This window comes from Mesorhizobium sp. M0166 (assembly GCF_040322255.1).
GTDB lineage: Bacteria > Pseudomonadota > Alphaproteobacteria > Rhizobiales > Rhizobiaceae > Mesorhizobium.
In genome coordinates this window covers 45120-67632 of record NZ_JAMYTD010000009.1, presented here as the reverse complement: position 1 = coordinate 67632, position 22513 = coordinate 45120, and the positions used below count along the sequence as shown (strand labels likewise).

Here is a 22513-nt window from a genome sequence, read left to right as displayed (position 1 = left end):
TCCGCTTCCGGTGCTCACGTACCCAAAAGTACGCTCCGCTCCGGTTCTCGGAACCCACCATTTTCGACTCGGCCTGACCTGAATCTCAACACATCTCCAATCGTTTCAGCGAGTTAGCAAAACATTCCGCCCGCCAGCCGTTCCCGCGATGCCTTTCGCTTGAATGTCGGGCGGATAAAGCCTAATTAGAATTATTCCAAACTAGCTGCCCGAAACGGGCACGGAGACGGCCATGTTCATCCAGACCGAGTCGACGCCAAACCCGGCGACGCTGAAATTCCTGCCCGGCAAGGAAGTGCTGCAAGAAGGCACCGCCGATTTCCGCGATGCCGACAGTGCCGCGACGGCTTCGCCGCTGGCCGGCCGGCTGTTCGAGATCCCCGGCGTCACCGGCGTCTTCTTCGGCTACGATTTCATCACCGTGACCAAGGACGGCCCCGACTGGCAGCATCTGAAGCCGGCTATCCTCGGCGCCATCATGGAGCATTTCATGTCCGGCGCGCCGGTGATGGCCAAAGGCGGCCCCGCCGCCGAGACCAGCCAGACCGGCGAATTCTACGACAAGGCCGACGAGGAGCTGGTCGTCACCATCAAGGAGTTGCTCGATACGCGGGTGCGCCCGGCGGTGGCCCAGGACGGCGGCGACATCACTTTCCGCGGTTTCGAGAACGGCACCGTGTTCCTGCACATGAAGGGCGCCTGCGCCGGCTGCCCGTCGTCGACCGCGACGCTGAAGCACGGTATCCAGAACCTGCTCCGGCACTTTGTGCCGGAAGTGCAGCACGTCGAACAGGTCTCCTGACGCGCCGTTTCATCGTCAACGTCGATAGACAACAAAAAACCGGGCCAAAGTGCCCGGTTTTCTGTTTGCGACGTCTGTGTTGTTGCCTAGACGGTCCGCGTATAAGGGTTTTATATCACAATGACCTTGGCGCCGACCGAGGTGCGGTCGTAGAGGTCGATAATGTCCTGGTTCATCAGCCGGATGCAGCCCGACGACATCGCCTTGCCGATCGAATTCCATTCCGGGCTGCCATGCAGGCGGTAGCCCATGTCGCCGCCCTTGTTGAACAGGTACATGGCGCGCGCGCCGAGCGGGTTCTTCAATCCCGGCTCCATGCCGCCGGCGAACTTGGCAAGCTCCGGCTGGCGCCTGATCATCTGCGAAGGCGGCGTCCAGGTCGGCCATTCGCGCTTCAGCGCGATATGGGCGGTGCCGTGCCATTCGAAACCCTCACGGCCGACGCCGATGCCGTAGCGCATCGCTTCGCCGTCGCCCATGACGAAATAGAGGAACTTGTTCTGCGTATCGACGATGATGGTGCCCGGCTTTTCCTTGGTGTCGTAATCGACGATCTGCCGGCGGTATTTGAACGGCACCTTTTCGATCGGAACGCGCGGCAGGTGATAGCCGGCGTCGGTCACCGCGCCGTAATTGTTGGTGAAGATCTGCGAGCCGATGGTGCTGCAACCGGCGACAGCCGTCGACAGCGCCAGGGCCGCGACGATTGCAAGTGACTTCATGCGCATGAAAAGGTCCGATGCCTGCCCAAACAACAGCGGCTCGAGTCGGCCGCTTTTTTCATCTTCATTCATGCTGGCATTTGCTTTGCTTGCCAAGCGGGCGATGCCTATATCCTTGGGCTTGCGTGCTGGTAAACCTGCGACTATGGCATTTCGGCAACAGCCCCCGCAGGATTATGCTGCAAAATCAATGGGCAAGAACAAGAGCCGGAGACGAGGAAATCGCCGTGAACGTCGGTGGCGCTGCCCGGCGCTCTGGCCTGCCGGCCAAGACCATCCGCCCCTTCGAGGAGATCGGCCTGAGACGCGGCCGCTGCAGGAGATAATCCTGACGGGCCGGGTCTAATAAAGGACGCCGCGAAGTACGGTCCAGGCCAGAAGCCCGAACGTGCCGATCACCACCAATGCACCAAGGACCGTGCCGATCTTTTCAGGCGTCCATCGGGGCGACCAGGAGCGTCGGCCATTCAACTATCGATCATGACGTAGGCGGCACCAAACACGGCAACGATGATTGCCCCAAGCACCGCCCATCCTTTGATGGCCGAGCGGATTTCCTCCGGCGTCGCCGATTTCCGGTCGTCATCTTCCGTCATGCTGTGCTCCTCGTAACAAAACCCGTGGCCGACATTGAAAGCGCAAGCTGCCGGCGCTGCCAAGAGGGTGCAGCGGACATTTTTTGCGCAAAGGTGTAGGAACGTGCGCCGTTCCAGAGCAAGCGTTGCCCAGCCTTCGACACTCCGCAAAGCGCGGGCGGCGGTCACGATCCCGGTGGGCGATACCGGATCGACTTGGCTTTCCCCAGCGCCTCCATCGTCTCTTCGACACTTAACAGGACGGTGGTCTCGTACGAGCTGAGCGCGCCTCCCGCACCGATGGCGAGCATGACGGATGCCATGGATACATTGTCCGGCGCCTCCCACAGGTTCCAGCCATCGTACTCTCCGAAGGCATACCAGAACCCGTGCAGCTTGCCGCCGACCGACTCGATGTAAGAACGGGCAGCCTCGCGTCTATCCTCGGGATTATCCATCAAGCGCGCCCAGGTTTCGGGCCTGTAGCTGAATCGCGTGAGATACATCGGCATGGTTCGTCTCCTCCCAGAGCTGCCCCCACCAAGACAGTTAAGCGCCCCAATCCGGGAGAACGCGAGTCCGTTTCCGAGGCGTAGTACCGGTGGCTTAGTTGCGGGACCGCTAATAGACCTGTTTCAATTGCCTTTCCCAAGGGGAGTAAAGTCAATGGCCGCATATCTCATTGCCGATGTCGACATCACCGACGCCGCCGTTTTCGAGGAATACCGCCGTGACGTGCCGGCAACCGAAGCCCGCTACGGGGGCAGGTACATCGCTCGCGGCGGAGCCACCAAAGTTCTGGAAGGCGATTGGGAACCTCATCGCCTCGTCATTGTCGAATTCCCTGATATGGCGTCCCTCCTGGCATGGTACGACTCTCCGGAATACGGCCGCCTCAAAGTCATCCGCGAACGCTGCGCAAAGACGAGGATCATTGCTCTGGAGGGCATGATTCCGGTTAGCTAGAGGGCTGGGTCGATGACAATGGCAAATCTGAGTTGCCATATCTGGGGCGGCCCGGCGACAGAACAGGATATGAATCAGCAAGCTTCAAACTTGCGGGCGGAAAATGACGGCCAACGATGGGAGGATGACGCCGGAAGCACTCATTGAACGGGACCTACACATCAATATGGCCCCACACCGGATCGGCAGACCTAGGGTTGTGTCATGGCGTTGAAAATGCCGGCGCCAACTATCGCACATAAGACTGCGGCCCCAAGCCCTCCCACAATGATGCACCACCAGGCGCGGCCATTTCCCCGAAGTACGGGATTCATTTTTATCATCCGTCGCGCCAGAAGCCCCTGATAGAGTGCATAAGAAGACCCGAAACCGGCGAGCCAAATGACGGAAAATACGACGCCCCGCGTGAGCATCCTATTGAGCCTAGTCTGCTCGACCGTCAAACTTGCATTCTCAGTAACCATGCTTCGCCACCTTTTTGATTACGCTGCGACCACTATCGGGCATGCAGCGGTGAATATTAGATCAACCGCGACGCCTCGCGAAAACATAGCTCCCCTCACCAGTAGGAACCGCATTCATAACGCGAGCGGCCCGCCTTGTGGAAGAGCGGGCCTTGTGGCGACCGCTCCACAGTATTTTGCAGATAGGTTTGTCAGCCAGGTAATCGCCTAGCCATTCCCCTACGGCTGGGTAGCGCCGATGGCGCTTGTAAGGACGATGGGCGATCACTATCTACAAAATGATAGCGAACAAGCTGGAAACGTCGGTGCGAATCCGACGGCCCCGACCAATCGGGGTTTCGTCTAGAGTAGGACACCACACTTGGTAAACGCCGCTCCCTTCCGGTCGAGCGGCGTTTTCGTGTCCCCCCTAAGGGACCCCTAAGGGTGGGTAGCGTCAGCCTGCTGGTCTGCCTCTACGATCCGATCCGGGCAAGATATTGTCGCCTACGAGACGGTCTTCGGACGATAGTTTGGGCGGTATGAAAGGACCGGTTGCGCCGATCTCGCCTAGCCAATCTTCATAGCCATCGTTCATCTTGGCTTTCAGAGCGTCAGGCTCAATTACTCCGGATTGGAACAGGCTCATGAGACGCCGCCCGAAGTGTTGCCGTGCGGGGTGCCATTCGGGGATTCCAGCTTCGTCGCAGTAGCCTTTGAGCACGGTAGCGAGCATTGAAAGCTGCCTGGAATCGATTGAAGTGTCGTGTGACATTTGCTTTTCCCTTGTGGGGCGAAAGCGTGATCGACTCTTCCAAGCGCCAGGCGCCCGTTCAAATTGGCCAGCGACGTTCCTTCAGTACGCTTTAGTCAGGGATTAGCGAGTCAAATCGGTGCCGGCCTGTCTCGTCCTTAACGAATCCGCACCTTGGGTTTGTCAACCATACAGTCGCCCGCAAAAACCGGGTTCAAACCGTGAACAAAATCTGGCATGGTGCGGCCATGCCGATCATCTCACCTCTACCCCTCAACCCGCTCATCGACGGCCGCCAGTCGGAGCGCGCCATGCTGGTCAGGCGTGGCGTGCAGCGGCTGCTCAAACAGATGGGCGCGCATGTCTTGCCCGAACTGTCGCTGGCCACCGGGCGCCGCGCCGACCTCGTAGCGCTGACCCGCCAGGGCGACATCTGGATCATCGAGATCAAATCCTCGGTCGAGGATTTCAGGGTCGACCGCAAATGGCCGGACTACCGGCTGCATTCCGACCGCTTCTTCTTCGCCACGCATCCCGGCGTGCCTTCCGAAATCTTTCCGGAGGAATGCGGCTTCATTCTCTCGGACGGCTATGGTGCCGAGATTTTGCGCGATGCGCCCGAACACCGGATGGCGGCGGCGACGCGCAAGGCGCTGATGCTGAGGATCGCGCGCGCCGGTGCTGCGCGGCTGCTGGCAGCGGAGCTTGCCGGGGTGTCGGTGCCGGCGCTGGAGGGTGAAAGCGAATAGGCCTTCGTAAAGCTACTTCCGTGACCCGGCGGTCTCGGCCTTTGCTCCGCCGACGCTAAAACCTGCGCCCTCCGGCGCGCCCGGCCGCTTGATCCTGGGCGCGGCCGCGATCACAAGCTCGTTGAACCCTTCGTCGCCGCTGTCCAGCATCTCGAACAATTGCCGGCGCATCCTCGGCTCCCAGAACTTGTTGATGTGCTCGGCGACGCCGGCAATGCCTTGCTCGCGCGGCTTGGAGTGGAAAAAGGCGGCGATCTGGTTGGCCATGCGAACCAGCTTTTCGCTGGTGCTCATGAGGTGGCCTTCGTCATGCGACATGCTTGGCAACTCCGGAAACCACGCGGTCAGGATGGGTGAAAATATCGAAATCGTCGCCGCGCACCAGCGCCACCAGCGTCATCCCGGCGTCGTCTGCGGTGCGGATGGCAAGTGCCGTCGGTGCCGAGACGGCGATGATAACGGCCGAGCCGATCGCCGCGGTCTTCTGCACCATCTCGACCGAAACGCGCGACGTGACGACGACCGCACCGCCGGCGCCGTCGATACCGGCCCTGGCCAGCGCGCCGGCCAGCTTGTCCAGCGCATTGTGGCGGCCGACATCCTCGCGCGCCATGACGATGCCCTTGCCGGGCATATAGCAGCCGGCGGCGTGGACCGCGCCGGTTTCGGCGTGCAGCGGCTGCAGCTTCGACAAAAGCTTGACTGAGCGGACGATGTCATCGGCCTGAAGTGTAAGTTTCGACGCACCGACAGGCTCGACCGAGCGCATTGCTTCCTCGATCGATTCGATGCCGCACAGCCCGCAGCCGACCGGGCCGGCCAGCCGTCTGCGCCGCGCCTCGAAGCGGGTGTTGGCGCTGTCCTTCAGCCTGATCTGGATATCGATGCCGGCGCCGTGATCCTCGACCTCGATGGCTTCGATTTCGTCCGGCGAGGCAATGATGCCTTCGGTCAGCGAGAAGCCGAGCGCGAAATCCTCGAAATCAGCCGGGCTTGCCATCATCACCGCATGCGTGGTGCCGGCAAAGGAGAACGCCACCGGCGTCTCTTCCGGCACCATCCGGTTGGCGGCCGCGGTGCCGCCCGCGCGGCGCGCGAGGCGCGAGATCTGCGCAATGGCTTTGCGGCGCGCGGTCAAGGACTACTCCGCCGCTTCCAACTTCGCGATGCGGCGGCTTTGCTTTGCCTGCTCGTCATAGTCGCGCTGCCATTCCGACGGGCCGTTGGACGCGCCCACCTGCACCGCGGTCACCTTGTATTCCGGGCAGTTGGTCGCCCAGTCGGAGAAGTCGGTGGTGATGACGTTGGCCTGGGTGTCGGGATGGTGGAAGGTCGTATAGACGACGCCCGGCGACACCCGCTCGGTGATCAGCGCGCGCAGCGTCGTCTCGCCGGAGCGGCTGGTCAGCCGCACCCAGTCGCCGTCGCGCAGGCCGCGATTTTCGGCGTCATGCGGATGGATCTCCAACCGGTCCTCGCTATGCCACACGACGTTGTCGGTGCGCCGGGTCTGCGCGCCGACATTGTATTGGGACAGGATGCGGCCGGTGGTCAGCAGCAGCGGGAAGCGCGGTCCGGTCCTTTCGTCGGTCGCGACGTATTCGGTGCGGATGAACTTGCCCTTGCCGCGCACGAAGCCGCCAATATGCATGATCGGCGTGCCTTCCGGCGACTTCTCGTTGCAGGGCCACTGCACCGAGCCCACCCGGTCGAGAAGGTCGAAGGAAACGCCGGCAAAGCTCGGTGTCGTCTTGGCGATCTCGTCCATAATCTCAGACGGATGCGTGTAGTTCCAGCCGAGGCCGAGCGCCTTGGCGAGCTCCTGCGTCGTTTCCCAGTCGGCATAGCCGCATTTCGGCTCCATCACCTTGCGCACCATGTTGATGCGGCGCTCGGCATTGGTGAAGGTGCCGTCCTTCTCGAGGAAGGTCGAGCCGGGCAGGAAGACATGCGCGTAGTTGGCCGTCTCGTTGAGGAAGAGGTCGTGCACGACCACGCATTCCATCGCGGCAAGGCCGGCGGCGACATGCTTGGTGTCGGGGTCCGACTGCAGGATGTCCTCGCCCTGCACATAGAGCCCCTTGAACGAGCCGTCGACGGCGGCGTCCAGCATGTTGGGGATGCGCAGGCCGGGCTCGTCGTCGAGCTTGACGCCCCACAGGCTCTCATAGATGGCGCGCACGGCGTCGCCTGAAATGTGGCGATAGCCGGGAAGCTCGTGCGGGAACGAGCCCATGTCGCAGGAGCCCTGCACATTGTTCTGGCCGCGCAGCGGGTTCACGCCGACGCCCGGCCGGCCAATATTGCCGGTCGCCATGGCGAGGTTGGCAATGGCGATGACGGTGGTCGAGCCCTGGCTGTGCTCGGTCACGCCGAGGCCGTAATAGATCGCGCCGTTGCCGCCGCGGGCGTAGAGCCGCGCTGCGCCGCGTATGTCATCGGGATCGACATTGGCGAGCTGGCCGACAACCTCCGGGCTGTTTTCCGGCAGCGCCACGAACGATGCCCAGTCCTGGAACTCGTCCCAGTCGCAGCGCTCGCGGATGAAAGCCTCGTCGAACAGGCCTTCGGTGACGATGACATGGGCGAGCGCGGTCAGCATGGCGACGTTGGTGCCCGGCTTCAGCGGCAGATGGAACTGCGCCTCGACATGGGCCGAGCGCACGATGTCGGTGCGGCGCGGATCGAGCACGATCAGCTTGGCGCCCTGGCGCATGCGCTTTTTCATGCGCGAGGCGAACACCGGATGCGCATCGGTCGGATTGGCGCCGATCAGCAGGATCACGTCCGTCTGCTCGATCGAATCGAAGTCCTGCGTTCCGGCGGAGGTGCCGAAGGTCTGGCCGAGGCCATAGCCGGTCGGGGAATGGCAGACGCGGGCGCAGGTGTCGACATTGTTGTTGCGGAAGCCCTGCCGGACCAGCTTCTGGACGAGGTAGGTCTCCTCGTTGGTGCAGCGCGAGGAGGTGATGCCGCCGATCGAGGTGCGGCCGTACTGGTACTGGATGCGGCGGAATTCATTCGCCGTATGGGTGAGCGCCTCTTCCCACGACACTTCGCGCCACGGATCGCTGACCCGCTCGCGGATCATCGGCTTCAGGATCCGGTCCTTATGCGTCGCGTAGCCATAGGCGAAGCGGCCCTTGACGCAGGAGTGGCCGTGGTTAGCCTTGCCTGCCTTGTAGGGCATCATGCGGATGACCTCGTCGCCCTTGACCTCGGCCTTGAACGAGCAGCCGACGCCGCAATAAGCGCAGGTGGTGACGGTCGAGCGCTCGGGCAGGCCTTTCGCCAGCACGGTCTTTTCCCTCAGCGCATCGGTCGGGCAGGCCTGCACGCAGGCCCCGCACGACACGCATTCGGAATCGACGAACGCCTCGTGCATGCCGGCCGAGACCCTGGATTCGAAGCCGCGTCCCTCTATGGTCAGCGCAAACGTGCCCTGCACCTCTTCGCAAGCGCGCACGCAGCGCGAGCAGACGATGCACTGCGCCGGATCGTAGGTGAAATACGGGTTCGATTCATCGCGGGCGATGTAGTCGATGGTCAGCGAGCCATGGCCGGGCGCCACTCCGTTTTCCTGTTTGACGTGGTTGCGGCCGTCCACACCATAGCGGTTCTCGGTCAGGCCGACCGTCCTGGCGACCTTGTCGAACTCGCTGGCGCCGGTGCCGGCCTTCTCGCCCCACGCCGCCGGGTGGTCGGAGACGTAGAGTTCCATCACCCCGCGGCGAATGGCGTCTAGCCGGTCGCTCTGTGTATGCACGACCATGCCTTCGCCGACCGGCGTCGTGCACGAGGCCGGCGTGCCGCCGCGCCCATCGATCTCGACGAGGCAGACGCGGCAGGAGCCGAACGAGTCCAGCATGTCGGTGGCGCAGAGTTTCGGGATTTCGACGCCCGCTTCCATCGAAGCGCGCATGATAGAGGTCCCCGCCGGCACCGTTACCGACTTGCCGTCGACGGTCAGCGTTACCTTTTGTTCCGCTTCAGAGGCGGGTGTGCCGTAGTCGATTTCCTGGACCAGCGATTTGATGTCGAATGCCGCGTTCATGCCTGTCCGCTCCTATTCCGCTGCTTCGGCGACCGGCGTCGGCCGAAAGTCGTCCGGGAAATGGTTGAGTGCACTCATCACTGGATATGGGGTGAAGCCGCCGAGAGCGCAAAGCGAGCCGAACTTCATCGTGTTGCAAAGGTCGGTGACCAGCGCGATCTGCTTTTCCGGTTCGACGTTCTGGGCGAGCCGGTCCAGCACCTCGACGCCGCGCGTCGAGCCAATGCGGCAGGGCGTGCACTTGCCGCAGCTCTCGATGGCGCAGAATTCCATGGCAAAGCGTGCCTGCTTCAGCATGTCGGCGCTGTCGTCGAAAACGACGATGCCGGCATGGCCGATCAGTCCGTCCTTGGCGGCAAACGCCTCGTAGTCGAACGGCGTGTCGAACAGGGCGCGCGGGAAATAGGCGCCGAGCGGGCCACCCACTTGCACCGCCTTGACCGGACGCCCGGTCGCCGTGCCGCCGCCGATATCGTCGACGATCTCACCCAGCGTCATGCCGAATGCGGCCTCGTAGAGACCGGGATACTTGACGTTGCCGGCAATCTGGATCGGGATGGTGCCGCGCGAACGGCCCGTGCCGAAATCCTTGTAGAAGGCGGCGCCCTTGTCCATGATCACCGGCACCGAGGCCAGCGAGATGACGTTGTTGATCACCGTCGGCTTGCCGAACAGGCCCTTGTGCGCCGGCAGTGGCGGCTTGGCCCGCACCTGTCCGCGCTTGCCTTCGAGGCTGTCGAGCAGCGCGGTCTCCTCGCCGCAGACATAGGCACCGGCGCCGACGCGGACTTCCATGTCGAATGAATTGGCCGAGCCGAGCACATTGATGCCGAGCACGCCGGCCTTGCGGGCGATCTCGACGGCCTTCTGCATCACCGCCACCGCATGCGGGTATTCGGAGCGGATATAGATGAAGCCCTTGGTCGCGCCGGTGGCGATGCCGGCGATCGCCATGCCTTCGATCAGCACGAACGGATCGCCTTCCATGATCATGCGGTCGGCGAACGTGCCGGAATCGCCTTCATCGGCATTGCAGACGATGTATTTGCGGTCGGCCGACGTATCGAGCACGGTCTTCCACTTGATGCCGGTCGGGAAGCCGGCGCCGCCACGACCGCGCAGCCCGGACTCGGTCACCTGCTTGACGACGTCGGCCGGCGTCATGGCCACTGCATTCTGCAGGCCTTTCAGCCCGCCATGCGCCTTGTAGTGATCGAGCGACAGCGGATCGGTGACGCCGCAACGCGCAAAGGTCAGCCGCGTCTGTTTGGCCAGGAACGGGATCTTGTCCGGCGCACCCAGCCAGCGCTTGTGGTGGCCGCCGGTGAGGAACCCGCAGTCGAACAGGCTTTTGACGTCGGAGGGCTTCACCGGCCCGTAGGCGACGCGGCCATTAGCTGTTGCCACTTCGACCATCGGCTCGAGGAAATAGGCGCCGCGCGAGCCGTTGCGCACGATCTTGGCCTCGATGCCGCGCTCGGCCAATTCCGCCCGAATCGCCTTGGCGACCTTTTCCGCACCCAGCGCCAGCGCGCCGGAATCGCCGGGAATATAGATACGCGGGATCATGAGCGCACCTCGGCAACGATTTCATTGAGTTTTTCGTCGTCGAGCCGCCCTATCACCTCGCCGTCCAGCATCGCCGACGGCGAGCAGGCGCAAAGGCCGAGGCAATAGACCGGCTCCAGCGTCACCGAGCCGTCGCGCGCCGTCTCGTGGAAGCCGATGCCCAGCAATGATTTGAGCTTGGCGGCGATCGCATCCGAACCCATCGACTGGCAGGCTTCCGCCTGGCAGAGCTTCAGCACATGGCGGCCGGCCGGCTGGCTGCGATAATCGTGATAGAAGGTGACGACGCCATGCACCTCGGCCCTGGAGATGTTCAGCGCCTCGGCGATGACCGGCAGCGCGTCCTGCGGCACATAGCCGAACTCTTCCTGTATGCCGTGCAGGATCGGCAACAGCGGGCCTTCGAGGCCTTTCAGCTCGTGGATGATCGCCGCCGTGCGCGATGTGATCTCGGTACTTGCAGGCTGCATCGTCATGCAGCGCCCTCCCTGGTCGTGGCGGTCTTCCGCTAAGTGCTTAGGAAATCAGAGGAAACCCGCTAAATCAATAAAGCCGATCCGTTGCTCGATAGAAATTTTCTATCGTTGGCGGTCACCAGCATTTTTAGCCTAGCGACGGGCGCGGAAATCGTCCGCCAGCGCCATTGCCTCGTCCAACAGCGCCGAGACCAGTGGCGTGTGCGGTTCGCGCGGCGCCGCCACCAATCCGACGGTGTGGCTGGCATCGGGCTCGACGATCGGGATAGCCCGGATCGGCTCGGAAAAGCCGAACGTTTCCGCAAGGTTAAGCGGCATGATGGACGACCATTTGCCGGTTCGGATATGCGAGAACAGCACGATCATCGAGTTGGATTCCAGTGTCGGCCGCACCTGCACGCCGGCTTCGGCCAGATGCTGGTCGATGATGCGGCGGTTCTGCATGTCCGGCGTCAGCAGGCAGAGCGGCAGCTGGCAGAGTTCCGCCCATGTCACTTTGTCGCGGTCGAAATAGGGGTTCCCGACCGCGGTGATCAGCTGGTAGCGCTCGTCGTAGAGCGGCACGCTGGTGACGCGCCCGAGCGGCTCGTTATCGAGATAGGTGATGCCGGCGTCGATGTCGAAATTGCCGAGCAGCGACAGCACCTCGATCGAGGTCCGCGACAGCACCGAGAAGGTAACGCCGGGGTGCTTTGCCCGAAACGGCGTCGTCAGTCGCGCCACCATGGCGAGCGCCGTCGGGATCGCCGCGATGCGGATGCGCCCCGACAGGCCGTGGCGTGCCGCCCGCATCTCTTCGCGCATGGTCCTGCTGTCGCCGACGATGCGGCGCGCCCAAACCAGCACCTGCTTGCCTTCCGGCGTCAGCCCCTGGAAGCGCGAGCCGCGCAGCACCAGCATCACGCCGAGCTGGCCCTCCAGCTGCTTGATGCCGGCCGAAAACGTCGGTTGGGTGACGCCGCACACCTCCGCCGCCCGGCCGAAATGTTCTTCCCTGGCAAGTGCTATGAAGAATTCCAGCTTGTCGATCATGCCGTCGGGAGCCTGTCACGGACGCTGTGTCCGATCGTAGCGCGCAACGTCGTGGAAATCGCCTTCGGCCGCAAGCCGCCTCTGTAAATCGTCCGCATCCACATCTTTCAGCCGGCTTACTGTTTCCCGCGATGGAATGCGGCGCTATGTGGATGAGACGGGGTCGTGGACTGGACACGACGGGAGACCGAACATGCTGGGCTGGTTCCGCAAGCTTTTGCCGCGCGAAGATCGCTTCTTCGACCTGTTCGAGCGGCATTCCCGCACCGTGGTCGGCGGCGCCGAGGCACTGCAGCAGCTTTTGCAGGGCAACGACATCGACCGCTGGTGTCAGACGATCATCGATCTCGAGGACGAAGCCGACCAGATCACCGCGGAAGTGCTGCTGGCCGTGCGCCGCTCCTTCATCACGCCCTTCGATCGCGGCGACATCAAGGACCTGATCCAGTCGATGGATGATGCCATCGACATGATGCACAAGACCGTCAAGACGGTAAGGCTGTTCGAAAAGAAGGAATTCGACCCGCTGATGCAGGAAATGGGGGGCGTCATCGTCGAGGCCGCCAAGTTGGTGGCCGAGGCGATCCCGCTGCTCGGCAAGGTCGGGGCGCATACGGTGCGCCTCAATGCCATCGCCGAGGAAGTCATGCGCGCGGAAGGCCGGGCCGACGACCTGCACGAGCAAGGTCTGAAGGACCTGTTCAAGCGGCACGGCCGCAGCGATCCGATGGCCTATCTGATCGGCAGCGAGATTTACGGCCAGCTGGAAAAGGTGGTCGATCGCTTCGAGGACGTCGCCAACGAAATCAGCGGCATCGTCATCGAGAACGTATAGTGGAAGCCGCAATAGCCTTTCCCGTGCTGGTCGGCCTTGTCGTCGTCGCGCTGTTCTTCGATTTCCTCAACGGCCTGCATGATGCCGCCAACTCGATCGCCACCATCGTCTCCACCCGGGTGCTGCGGCCGCATTATGCGGTGTTCTGGGCGGCCTTCTTCAATTTCATCGCCTTCATGTTCTTCGGTCTCCACGTTGCGGAGACGCTGGGAACCGGCATCATCGACGCCAGCATCGTCACGCCGGCAGTGATCTTCGCAGCACTTGTCGGCGCCATCGTCTGGAATATCGTCACCTGGCTCGTCGGCATCCCGTCCAGCAGCTCGCACGCGCTGATCGGCGGTTTGGTCGGCGCCGGCGTTGCCAAGGCAGGCACCGGTGCCATCGTCTGGGCCGGGTTGGGCAAGACCACGGCGGCCATCGTGCTATCGCCGGCGGCAGGCTTTCTGCTGGCGCTCGTCTTGATCCTCGCGGTCTCCTGGCTGTTCGTGCGGCAGACGCCGTTCGCCGTCGACAGCACCTTCCGCGTCATGCAGTTCTTTTCCGCCTCGCTCTATTCGCTCGGCCATGGCGGCAACGACGCGCAGAAGACCATGGGCATCATCGCCGTGCTGCTCTATTCGCAAGGCATGCTCGGCGCGAATTTTTACGTGCCGCTGTGGGTCGTCATCACCTGTCAGTCGGCGCTGGCGCTGGGCACGTTGCTCGGCGGCTGGCGCATCGTCCACACCATGGGATCGAAGATCACCCGGCTGAACCCGATGCAGGGTTTCTGCGCCGAGACCGGCGGTGCGATCACCCTGTTTGCCGCCACCTGGCTCGGTATTCCGGTTTCGACCACGCACACGATCACCGGCGCCATCATCGGCGTCGGCGCCGCCCGCCGCGTCTCCGCCGTTCGCTGGGGCATTGCCGGCAACATCGTGGTGGCATGGATCGTCACCCTGCCGGCAACCGCGGCGATCGCGGCTCTCACCTATCTCGCGGTCAGCCTGGCATGGTGACAGCACCGTAGCACTGCGCGGCAGGCGATGCGCCGTATCTACCTATCCACAAGGTTCAGGATGTTGCCGTCGGGATCCTTGAACCATGCCACCTTCATGCCCTGACCGACATGAACGTCACCCTCCAGCGTCAGGCCTGGCATGTCGTAATGCTCGAAGGTCACGCCCTTCGATTTCAATGCCTCAACGATCTTGCCGAGTTCGTCGCCGACCGTCCAGGTCACAGCCGTCGCCTTGTTGGTTCCAGCGAAGTTCGAACGGTACACGTTGATGCTGGTATCGCCGCTTTTATAGACGATCAGTTCGCCACCCTCATTGTGCACCTCTTTGAGGCCGAGCACCCCTTCGTAGAAAGCCCTGGCCTTGGCCAGGTCCTTCACAGCGAGATTGGCCGTTGCGTTGCTGTTTGCGAGCATGGTTCGTCTCCTTCCCTGGCGGTCATTCCCTGTCCATTGAAATAGGCTGCGTTGACGATTTGGCGACGGCTGCTCCCACTGGAAATGCCGTCATATGGTCGCCGCCTCCCTGATACGCCGCTGCAACTGTTGGTCCATTGCTTGGTTCTGTTCCGGAACTGCATTATCTGGAGCGGAAAAGTAGAGGAAAAACTCATGCCCGCCGCCAATGAAAACGTGACCAAGGAAATCGTTATCGAGCGCCTGAAAACGGTCAATGGGCCGGATTTCACCGGCAATATCGTCGACCTCGGCCTGGTTTCCGAGATTTTCATTGCCGATGCCAAGGTGTTCTTTTCGATCACCGTTCCCGCTGCCCGTGCCCAGGAGATGGAACCGCTGCGTGCGGCGGCCGAGCGTGTCGTCAAGGCGATCCCCGGTGTTGCCGGCGCCGTGGTCGCGCTGACGGCGGAAAAGAAGGGCGGTGGCATGGAGGCGCCGGTTCCGCAAAGACCGGCTCAGAGGCCCGCTCCGCCGGCCGCACCTGCGCGTCCCGCGCCGCAGGCGCCCGCCTCGCACAGCCAGGGCAAGCGCGGCGTACCCGGCATCGAAGCGATCATCGCCGTCGCTTCCGGCAAGGGCGGCGTCGGCAAGTCGACCACCGCCGTCAATATCGCCCTTGGGCTTGCCGCCAACGGGCTGCGGGTCGGTGTGCTCGATGCCGATATTTATGGCCCTTCCATGCCGCGTCTGCTCAACATTCGTGGCAGGCCGCAGACCGTCGACGGCAAGATCCTGAAGCCGATGCAGAATTATGGCCTCAAGGTCATGTCGATGGGCTTCCTCGTCGATGAGGAGACGCCGATGATCTGGCGCGGGCCGATGGTGATGTCGGCATTGACGCAGATGCTGCGCGAGGTCGAATGGGGACCGCTTGATGTGCTCGTCGTCGACATGCCGCCCGGCACCGGCGACGCCCAGCTGACCATGGCCCAACAGGTGCCGCTGGCTGGCGCCGTCATCGTCTCGACGCCGCAGGACCTGGCCCTGATCGATGCGCGCAAAGGCCTCAACATGTTCAGAAAGGTCGACGTGCCGCTATTGGGTATCGTCGAAAACATGAGCTATTTTCTCGCCCCTGATACGGGAAAACGCTACGACATCTTCGGCCATGGCGGCGCGCGCCGCGAGGCCGAGCGTCTCGGCGTCACCTTCCTTGGTGAAGTGCCGCTCGAGATGGGCATCCGCGAAAGCTCCGATGCCGGCACGCCGGTGGTGGTCTCGAAACCCGATGGCGCTGAGGCGAAAATCTACCGCGACATCGCCGCCAAGGTCTGGGACCGCGTCAATGAAGAGCGCGGTGCGGCCGAGGCTGCAGTGCCGAGCATCGTATTCGAGTGATACGGACGTCCTCCCCCAAGTGAGACCCTTGAGGGGAGGGTGGCTCGAAGGGCCGGGTGTGGTCCGCGGCGACACGCCGCGACTTTTCCGGGATGGGGGCTGACAAACCCCGATCCGGTCTAGCGCGGAGGCAGATGTGTGTCTATCGCACCAAAGTGCGGATTCGGATGGCGCGTGCCCCTTGCCTGCTCCCGCGCGTTGTCATATCGATTTGTCATACAAATACGGAGACCACGATGGCAGGCGCCCCCACCCACAAGAAAAAATTTCGCTCGCAGGAGTGGTTCGACAATCCCGACAATCCGGGCATGACGGCACTCTATCTGGAACGTTACCTGAATTACGGGCTGACGCGGGCCGAACTGATGTCCGGCAAGCCGCTGATCGGCATCGCCCAGACCGGCTCGGACCTGTCGCCCTGCAACCGCCATCACATCGAACTGGCCAAGCGCGTGCGCGAAGGCATCGTCTCGATGGGTGGCATCCCTTTCGAGTTCCCTTGCCACCCGATCCAGGAGACCGGCAAACGGCCGACCGCTGCCCTTGACCGCAACCTTGCCTATCTCAGCCTGGTGGAGGTGCTCTACGGCTATCCGCTCGACGGCGTGGTGCTCACCATCGGTTGCGACAAGACGACGCCGGCCATGCTGATGGCCGCGGCCACCGTCAACATTCCGGCTATCGCGCTTTCGGTCGGCCCGATGCTCAACGGCTGGCACAAGGGCAAGCGCACCGGCTCCGGCACCATCGTCTGGGAATCGCGCCAGCGCCTGTCGGCCGGCGAGATTGGCTATGACGAGTTCATGGATATCGTTGCCTCCTCGGCGCCGTCGACCGGCTATTGCAACACGATGGGCACCGCCACCACGATGAATTCGCTGGCCGAGGCGCTCGGCATGCAATTGCCGGGCTCGGCCGCTATCCCCGCCCCCTATCGCGAACGCGGCCAGATCGCCTACGAGACCGGAAAGCGCATCGTCGACATGGTGCATGAGGATCTGAAGCCCTCCGACATCATGACCCGCAAGGCCTTCGAGAACGCCATCGTCGTCAACTCGGCGATCGGCGGCTCGACCAATGCGCCGATCCACCTCAACGCCATCGCCCGCCATCTCGGCGTGCCGCTCGACAATGACGATTGGCAGAAGGTCGGCCTCAACATACCGCTCATCGTCAATCTGCAGCCGACGGGCGAATATCTCGGCGAGGACTATCACCATGCCGGCGGCGTGCCGGCCGTGGTCGCCGAACTGATGAAGGGCGGCCTGCTGCCCTATCCGGAAGCCATGACGGCTAACGGCAAGACCATCGGCGACAATTGCAGCGGCGCCGTCAACGAGAACCTCGACGTCATCCGCACGGTTGCCGAGCCGCTGAAAGCCAATGCCGGCTTCATCAACCTCAAGGGCAATCTGTTCGATTCGGCGATCATGAAGACCAGCGGCATCTCGCCCGAATTCCGCGAGCGCTATCTGTCGAACCCGAAGGACCCCGAAGCCTTCGAGGGCAACGCCATGGTCTTCGACGGCCCCGAGGACTATCACGCCCGCATCGACGACCCGGCACAGGGCATCGACGAGCACACCATCCTGTTTATGCGTGGCGCCGGCCCGATCGGCTATCCCGGCGGCGCCGAAGTCGTCAACATGCAGCCGCCTGCCTATCTGATCAAAAAGGGCATCCACGCGCTGGCCTGTATCGGCGACGGTCGCCAGTCGGGGACGTCGGGCTCGCCATCGATCCTCAACGCCTCGCCGGAAGCCGCCATCGGCGGCGGCCTGGCGCTGCTGAAGACCGGCGACCGCGTCCGCATCGACCTGCGCAAGGGTACCGCCGACATCCTCGTCAGCGACGACGAGATCACACGGCGCCGCGCCGAGCTGCAAAACAATGGCGGCTATCACTATCCGAAGCACCAGACGCCGTGGCAGGAAATCCAGCGCGGCATGGTCGATCAGTTTTCCGAAGGCATGGTGCTGAAGCCGGCGGTGAAATACCAGGATGTGGCTCATACGAGCGGCGTACCGAGGGACAATCACTGACCAGGATCCGTCGCATGAGGCGGCCGGGAAAACTGCTGCGTACAGCTCTTTTACCGGCTGCTTCGTTGTTGCCGTTCGTCGCTTCAGCCACCGAATTTCCGGTAACGGCCAATGGCTGGACGGTTGCGGTCGCTGGGCGCTGGTGCAACGCGTCCAACCGCGATCCGGTTGAATTCGCCGCCACGCCCTATAACGGCCTGAATTTCGGGCGCACGCGCGACTGGACGGGAATTGTCATGCGCGTGTTCCTGTGGCCGGGTGCCGTCTAGGACGACATGCGCGTCACCGCGACGCTGCAACTTGGCAACGCCGACACGCCGCTGGAAATGACCGCGATGACCACGGTCGACTACATCGTCGACTTCGACCATGCGCTGACGACGGACGAGCAGAAGGCCATCGCCGGCGCCGGATCGATGACCGTGCGGGTGACGGGTGTCGAACAGCCGCTGGTCTTTCGCACCGAAGGTCTTGCCGAAGCGCTGGTGCTGCTCAACGAGTGCGCCAAGTCGATCGAGCAGGAGTGAGGATCGCCTGCAGCAGGAATTTCGTCTCGGCTGTTCCGCTTTTTACCGGGCGTCCGGCAAGCTGGACGTGTCAAGATCAAGCAGAATGCTTGACAAGCGGGCGTGACAAATCCACGATCAACCTAAGGGGTGCATCGCGACGACCCCGTGAGGCGTCAGCCCAACGTTCGCGTCCAAGCTTCTCTTTCAAGGAGGTGGACGCCATGCCGTCAACAACCGCTATCACTGTATCGCAACTGTCCCGTCTGATTGGGCTGCCGGGTGCACCCGCAATCATCGACGTCCGCATCGACGATGACTACAACGCCGATCCGCGCCTGCTGCCGGGGTCGGATCGTCGTGATTTCAGGACTGTCTCGAACTGGGCTGCCGACTTCGCCGGCAGGCAAGTGACGGTCGTTTGCCAGCAGGGAAAAAAGCTCTCGCAAGGCGTGGCCGCATGGCTGCGGCAGGAGGGCATTGCCGCCGAATCGCTCGACGGCGGGTTTGAAGCATGGCGCGATGCCAAGGGCCTTCTCGTTTACGCGGACAAGATACCGCCCGCCGATGCCAAGGGCCGCACCGTTTGGGTAACGCGTACGCGCCCGAAGGTCGACCGCATCGCCTGCCCCTGGCTGATCCGGCGCTTCATCGATCTTCACGCGGTCTTTCTCTTCGTCGAGCCGGCCGAAGTGGCGGCCGTCGCCGATCGCTTTCAGGCCGTGCCTTTCGACATCGAGAACGTGTTCTGGAGCCACCGCGGCGAACGCTGCACCTTCGACACCATGATCGAGGAGTTCGGGCTTAAATCCGAAGCGCTCGATCGCCTGGCCATGATCATACGCGCTGCCGATACTGCGAGCCTCGATCTTGTTCCGCAGGCAGCCGGGTTCCTGGCGGCCTCGCTTGGCCTGTCACGGATGTTTCGCGACGATCTGGAGCAGCTCGAGGCCGGCATGCTGCTCTACGATGCGTTCTTCCGCTGGTGCCGCGATGCCACCGAGGAGACGCATAACTGGCCGGCCGCCGGCGCAGTCAGTCTCGGCGCGGGCAAACCATCGTGAGCGCCGTCCTTTCGAAAAAGCCGGCGGAGATCCAGGAGCCCGCTGTGCCGAGCTTCCGGGAGGCCGTGAAGGTCTGGGCGAAAATCGGCGTGCTCAGCTTTGGCGGCCCGGCCGGGCAGATCGCGCTCATGCACAAGGAACTGGTCGAGGAACGTCGCTGGATCGACGAACAGCGCTTCCTGCATGCGTTGAACTACTGCATGCTGCTGCCTGGCCCCGAGGCCCAGCAGCTCGCCATCTATATCGGCTGGTTGCTGCACAAAACGGCCGGCGGCCTTGTCGCCGGCCTTCTCTTCGTCGTGCCGGGCGCGCTTGTCATGCTCGTCCTCAGCAGCCTTTATGCGCTCTATGGCGATGTACCACTCGTCGCGGCGCTGTTTTTCGGGGTCAAGGCGACCGTGCTCGCCATTGTCATCGAGGCGGTGATCCGGATCGGCAGACGCGCGCTGAAAAACCCGGTCATGGTGTCGATCGCACTCGCCGCCTTCATCGCCATCTACGCGTTGAACGTGCCGTTTCCGCTGATCGTGCTGCTTGCCGGCCTGGCAGGCTGGATCGGCAACCGTAGTGCGCCGGCATTTTTTTTCCGGCGCTTCGCATGGCAAGGGCGATGTTCCCGACATAAAGGGCGTGGTCGATCTGATGTTCGAGCGCGGCGAACTGACCCATGTCAGGCCGACGCGATAGCATGCGCCGCGCACTTTGGCGATCTGGCTGCCGATCTGGCTGGGGCCTGTTCTGCTGGTCTGGGCTGTCACCGGCCCTGCCAGCGTTTGGACGCAAATCGGTGGCTTCTTCAGTGTCATGGCGGTCGTCACCTTCGGCGGCGCCTACGCCGTGCTTGCCTATGTCGCGCAGACAGCGGTCGAGTCCTTCGGCTGGCTGGCACCGGGTGAAATGGTCGACGGCCTTGGGCTTGCCGAAACCACGCCGGGTCCGCTCATCCTGGTCTTGCAGTTCGTCGGTTACGTTGCCGCCTTCCGCCACTCCGGCGCGCTTGCTCCGCTGCTCGCCGGCGCGCTTGGGGCATTGCTCACATTGTGGGCCACATTTACGCCGTGCTTCTTATGATATTTCTTGGCGCGCCTTACATCGAAGCGCTGCGCGGCAACAAGGCGCTGTCGGCGGCGCTCGGTGCGATCACCGCCGCCGTCGTCGGCGTCATCATGAATCTCGCTCTATGATTTGGCTTACACGTCATCTTCGGCGAAGTGCGCAATGTCGGGCTTGGAATGGACGTGCCGGTGCTTTCATCGATAGACTGGCGCGGGGCGCTGCTTTCCTTGCCTCGATGATCGCCATTCTGAAGCCGAAGATCGGTATGCTGCCGACGCTTGCCGGATCGGCGCTGGCCGGTGTCTTGTTGCTGGCGGCGAGCGGGTAACGCTCAGCCGCCCATTCTGCCGCGCGGCAGCTTGATCATATCGCCGAAACGGGCGCGCAATTTGTCGTCGACCGGCTTCGGCACGTGGCGCGGGAAGCGTTCGGCAAGCACGCGTTTCTTCTCGATGATCGCCCGCTGCAGGATATCGGGCCTGCCTTTCTCATTCCATTCCTTCGGCGAAAAGCGGTCGCCGACGGCTGGATAGAAATATTCGGTCTGCATCAGCCGCAGCGTCTGCTCGTTGCCGAGATAATGGCCCGGGCCCTTCAGACAGACATCGGCAATGGTGTCGATCGACAGCGATTCGTCCGTCACTTCGATGCCGCGCACGCAGCGCAGGCAGTGGCCGAGCATGTCGTTGTCGATGATCAGGCTCTCAAGGCAAAAGCCGAGCAGCGAGGCGTGCATGCCGGCCGATTCATAGACCAGGTTGAGGCCGGCAAGACCGGCCATCACGTCGGTTATGCCCTTTTCGTAGCCGGACTGAATGTCAGGCAGTTTCGAATCTGTCATGCCGGCGGCCGAACCGCCAGGCAGGTCGTAAAATTGCGCCATCTGCGCGCAGGCCGCGGTCAGCACCGCCTGCTCGGCCGAACCGCCCGACATGGCGCCGGTCCGGAGATCCGAGACGAACGGCCAGGTACCGAAAATCGCCGGATGGCCTGGCTTGATGGCGTTGACGTAGATGAGGCCGACGAGCACTTCGGCGACCGCCTGCACCACGGCGCCGGCAATCGCCGCCGGTGCCGTCGCACCCGCCTGTCCTGCCGACAGCAGCAGGATCGGAATGCCGCCCTCGACGCAGGCTTCGAGTACGCCGCAGGCGTCCTCTGCAAACTTCATCGGCGGCACGACGAAGCAGTTGGAATTGGAGACGAAAGGCCGGGCGCGAAAATTCTCTTCGCCGCCCGCGATCGCATAGAGCATGTCGAGCGCCGGCTTGACGTTCTCACGCACGGTAAACGAGGTGCCAACATGCTTCGACGTGCCCATGACGCAGGCGTAGAGCGTGTTGAAATCCATATCGAGCGGGTCGGGAATGTCGCGCGGCACCATCGGCCGCTGGAAGAAATGGATGTTGTCCAGCCCTTCAACCAGGCGCGCGGCATCGTAAATGTCCTGCAGCAGCGACTCGCGATACTCACGCTTTTCGACATCGACGAGATGCACCGCAGCACCAGCCGTGCCGTAATGCACGCGCTTGCCCTGGATCACCATGTCATGCTTCGGATCCTGGCCGTGGAGGGTGAAGTGCCGTGCCGCTTTCTTGATGGTGTCGAGCACGAGACCGCGGGGAAAGCGCAGGCGGCCGTCCTCACTGAAGGTCGCGCCGGCCTTGGTCAGCGCCTCGATGCAGGAGGGGATGGCGTTGGCGAAGCCGACCGTCTCCAGAAGGGTAAGCACGGCCTCATGAATACGTTCGCAATCATTGCCGCTGAGCGGGCTGTAGCTTCCGCCTTCGAGGCCGGCACGCACCGGCTTGACGTCGTCGGCAAGCGGTGCCGCCCGCATGGCGCGGCGCGCCTCGCGGCCGCCGGACCGCCGCGAACGCTGGTCTGCGGACACGTCCTGCTTCTCATGGGCCATTGGCATGAAGGCACTCCAACTTTAGCTGCGGAGCGGGCGCGGCGGTTGGTCCACCATCGGCCTGCTTCGTCCCCTTTATACAGCGACTATGCCGCCGGCATTGGCACAGCCTATGTGCCAGCCGGTCCCGTCGCATATGCCAAGGAGCTAAAG

Annotated in this window: 21 protein-coding genes and 2 pseudogenes; 12 read left to right on the top strand and 11 right to left on the bottom strand. The window is 62.9% G+C overall.

The genetic code is table 11. From position 1 onward, the window contains the following. Positions 1 to 232 precede the first annotated feature (232 nt). The gene (locus NKJ46_RS13130; RefSeq protein ID WP_352665383.1) at positions 233 to 802 is read left to right on the top strand and encodes a NifU family protein; all 570 of its coding nucleotides are present in this window, start codon (positions 233 to 235) and stop codon (positions 800 to 802) included. 110 nt (positions 803 to 912) lie between these two features. Here the strand turns inward: NKJ46_RS13130 and NKJ46_RS13125 are convergent, their stop codons facing one another. Then, on the bottom strand, positions 913 to 1530 hold the full coding sequence (locus tag NKJ46_RS13125; RefSeq protein ID WP_352665382.1) for a L,D-transpeptidase: 618 nt from the start codon (positions 1528 to 1530) through the stop codon (positions 913 to 915). A gap of 221 nt (positions 1531 to 1751) precedes the next feature. On the opposite strand from NKJ46_RS13125, the pseudogene NKJ46_RS13120 reads away from it, so the two are divergent. After that, positions 1752 to 1826: pseudogene (locus NKJ46_RS13120) on the top strand (Cu(I)-responsive transcriptional regulator); the annotation flags it as partial. A gap of 165 nt (positions 1827 to 1991) precedes the next feature. Here NKJ46_RS13120 and NKJ46_RS13115 read toward each other — a convergent pair. Both NKJ46_RS13115 and NKJ46_RS13110 read right to left on the bottom strand, forming a co-directional pair. Next, entirely contained in the window at positions 1992 to 2120 is a 129-nt protein-coding gene (locus tag NKJ46_RS13115) for a hypothetical protein (protein WP_352665381.1), read from the bottom strand. Between the two features lie 164 nt (positions 2121 to 2284). Next, positions 2285 to 2611 (bottom strand): GYD domain-containing protein, encoded by a 327-nt coding sequence (locus tag NKJ46_RS13110; protein WP_352476054.1) that lies wholly within the window; start codon positions 2609 to 2611, stop codon positions 2285 to 2287. A gap of 154 nt (positions 2612 to 2765) precedes the next feature. On the opposite strand from NKJ46_RS13110, the gene NKJ46_RS13105 reads away from it, so the two are divergent. Beyond that, positions 2766 to 3065, top strand: a complete 300-nt coding sequence (locus tag NKJ46_RS13105; RefSeq protein ID WP_352665380.1) for a DUF1330 domain-containing protein — start codon at positions 2766 to 2768, stop codon at positions 3063 to 3065. Positions 3066 to 4510: 1445 nt separating this feature from the next. Next, positions 4511 to 5011: an MmcB family DNA repair protein gene (locus tag NKJ46_RS13100; RefSeq protein WP_352665477.1), complete on the top strand. Its 501-nt coding sequence runs from the start codon at positions 4511 to 4513 to the stop codon at positions 5009 to 5011. 12 nt (positions 5012 to 5023) lie between these two features. Here NKJ46_RS13100 and NKJ46_RS13095 read toward each other — a convergent pair whose 3' ends face one another. The 6 genes from NKJ46_RS13095 to NKJ46_RS13070 form a co-directional block, all read right to left on the bottom strand. Further along, positions 5024 to 5329, bottom strand: coding sequence for a formate dehydrogenase subunit delta (locus NKJ46_RS13095; RefSeq protein ID WP_352665379.1), 306 nt, complete (start codon positions 5327 to 5329; stop codon positions 5024 to 5026). Beyond that, positions 5319 to 6149 carry a formate dehydrogenase accessory sulfurtransferase FdhD gene (fdhD, locus tag NKJ46_RS13090; protein WP_352665378.1) on the bottom strand — a complete coding sequence of 277 codons (831 nt, stop codon included), beginning with the start codon at positions 6147 to 6149 and terminating at the stop codon, positions 5319 to 5321. The genes NKJ46_RS13095 and fdhD overlap by 11 nt, the downstream gene beginning before the upstream one ends. 3 nt (positions 6150 to 6152) lie before the next feature. Then, positions 6153 to 9065, bottom strand: a complete 2913-nt coding sequence (fdhF, locus tag NKJ46_RS13085; RefSeq protein ID WP_352665377.1) for a formate dehydrogenase subunit alpha — start codon at positions 9063 to 9065, stop codon at positions 6153 to 6155. Positions 9066 to 9077: 12 nt separating this feature from the next. Continuing rightward, complete coding sequence (locus NKJ46_RS13080) at positions 9078 to 10634, bottom strand: formate dehydrogenase beta subunit (protein ID WP_352665376.1); 1557 nt, start codon at positions 10632 to 10634, stop codon at positions 9078 to 9080. Beyond that, positions 10631 to 11110, bottom strand: coding sequence for a formate dehydrogenase subunit gamma (locus NKJ46_RS13075; RefSeq protein ID WP_352665375.1), 480 nt, complete (start codon positions 11108 to 11110; stop codon positions 10631 to 10633). The genes NKJ46_RS13080 and NKJ46_RS13075 overlap by 4 nt, the downstream gene beginning before the upstream one ends. A 132-nt stretch (positions 11111 to 11242) precedes the next feature. Next, positions 11243 to 12142 carry a LysR family transcriptional regulator gene (locus NKJ46_RS13070; protein WP_352665374.1) on the bottom strand — a complete coding sequence of 300 codons (900 nt, stop codon included), beginning with the start codon at positions 12140 to 12142 and terminating at the stop codon, positions 11243 to 11245. Positions 12143 to 12335: 193 nt separating this feature from the next. On the opposite strand from NKJ46_RS13070, the gene NKJ46_RS13065 reads away from it, so the two are divergent. Both NKJ46_RS13065 and NKJ46_RS13060 read left to right on the top strand, forming a co-directional pair. Continuing rightward, positions 12336 to 12977 (top strand): DUF47 domain-containing protein, encoded by a 642-nt coding sequence (locus NKJ46_RS13065; RefSeq protein ID WP_254816177.1) that lies wholly within the window; start codon positions 12336 to 12338, stop codon positions 12975 to 12977. Next, positions 12977 to 13981 carry an inorganic phosphate transporter gene (locus NKJ46_RS13060; RefSeq protein WP_352665373.1) on the top strand — a complete coding sequence of 335 codons (1005 nt, stop codon included), beginning with the start codon at positions 12977 to 12979 and terminating at the stop codon, positions 13979 to 13981. The genes NKJ46_RS13065 and NKJ46_RS13060 overlap by 1 nt, the downstream gene beginning before the upstream one ends. Before the next feature lie 38 nt (positions 13982 to 14019). Here the strand turns inward: NKJ46_RS13060 and NKJ46_RS13055 are convergent, their stop codons facing one another. Then, positions 14020 to 14397 (bottom strand): VOC family protein, encoded by a 378-nt coding sequence (locus NKJ46_RS13055; RefSeq protein ID WP_352448526.1) that lies wholly within the window; start codon positions 14395 to 14397, stop codon positions 14020 to 14022. Between the two features lie 195 nt (positions 14398 to 14592). Here NKJ46_RS13055 and NKJ46_RS13050 point away from each other — a divergent pair, with 195 nt between their 5' ends. The 6 genes and pseudogenes from NKJ46_RS13050 (at position 14593) to chrA (ending at position 20773) form a co-directional block, all read left to right on the top strand. Then, positions 14593 to 15777 carry an Mrp/NBP35 family ATP-binding protein gene (locus tag NKJ46_RS13050; RefSeq protein WP_352577477.1) on the top strand — a complete coding sequence of 395 codons (1185 nt, stop codon included), beginning with the start codon at positions 14593 to 14595 and terminating at the stop codon, positions 15775 to 15777. A gap of 236 nt (positions 15778 to 16013) precedes the next feature. Continuing rightward, positions 16014 to 17819 (top strand): IlvD/Edd family dehydratase, encoded by a 1806-nt coding sequence (locus tag NKJ46_RS13045; protein ID WP_352665372.1) that lies wholly within the window; start codon positions 16014 to 16016, stop codon positions 17817 to 17819. Between the two features lie 14 nt (positions 17820 to 17833). Further along, the gene (locus NKJ46_RS13040) at positions 17834 to 18088 is read left to right on the top strand and encodes a hypothetical protein (RefSeq protein ID WP_352665371.1); all 255 of its coding nucleotides are present in this window, start codon (positions 17834 to 17836) and stop codon (positions 18086 to 18088) included. Positions 18089 to 18094: 6 nt separating this feature from the next. Beyond that, the gene (locus NKJ46_RS13035) at positions 18095 to 18346 is read left to right on the top strand and encodes a hypothetical protein (RefSeq protein WP_352665370.1); all 252 of its coding nucleotides are present in this window, start codon (positions 18095 to 18097) and stop codon (positions 18344 to 18346) included. Between the two features lie 203 nt (positions 18347 to 18549). Further along, positions 18550 to 19389 (top strand): chromate resistance protein ChrB domain-containing protein, encoded by an 840-nt coding sequence (locus tag NKJ46_RS13030; RefSeq protein ID WP_352665369.1) that lies wholly within the window; start codon positions 18550 to 18552, stop codon positions 19387 to 19389. Next, a pseudogene (gene chrA / locus NKJ46_RS13025) lies at positions 19383 to 20773 on the top strand (chromate efflux transporter). The gene NKJ46_RS13030 and the pseudogene chrA overlap by 7 nt, the downstream one beginning before the upstream one ends. Positions 20774 to 20776: 3 nt before the next feature. Here chrA and NKJ46_RS13020 read toward each other — a convergent pair. Next, positions 20777 to 22366, bottom strand: a complete 1590-nt coding sequence (locus NKJ46_RS13020; RefSeq protein ID WP_352665368.1) for a trimethylamine methyltransferase family protein — start codon at positions 22364 to 22366, stop codon at positions 20777 to 20779. Between the last annotated feature and the right edge of the window lie 147 nt (positions 22367 to 22513).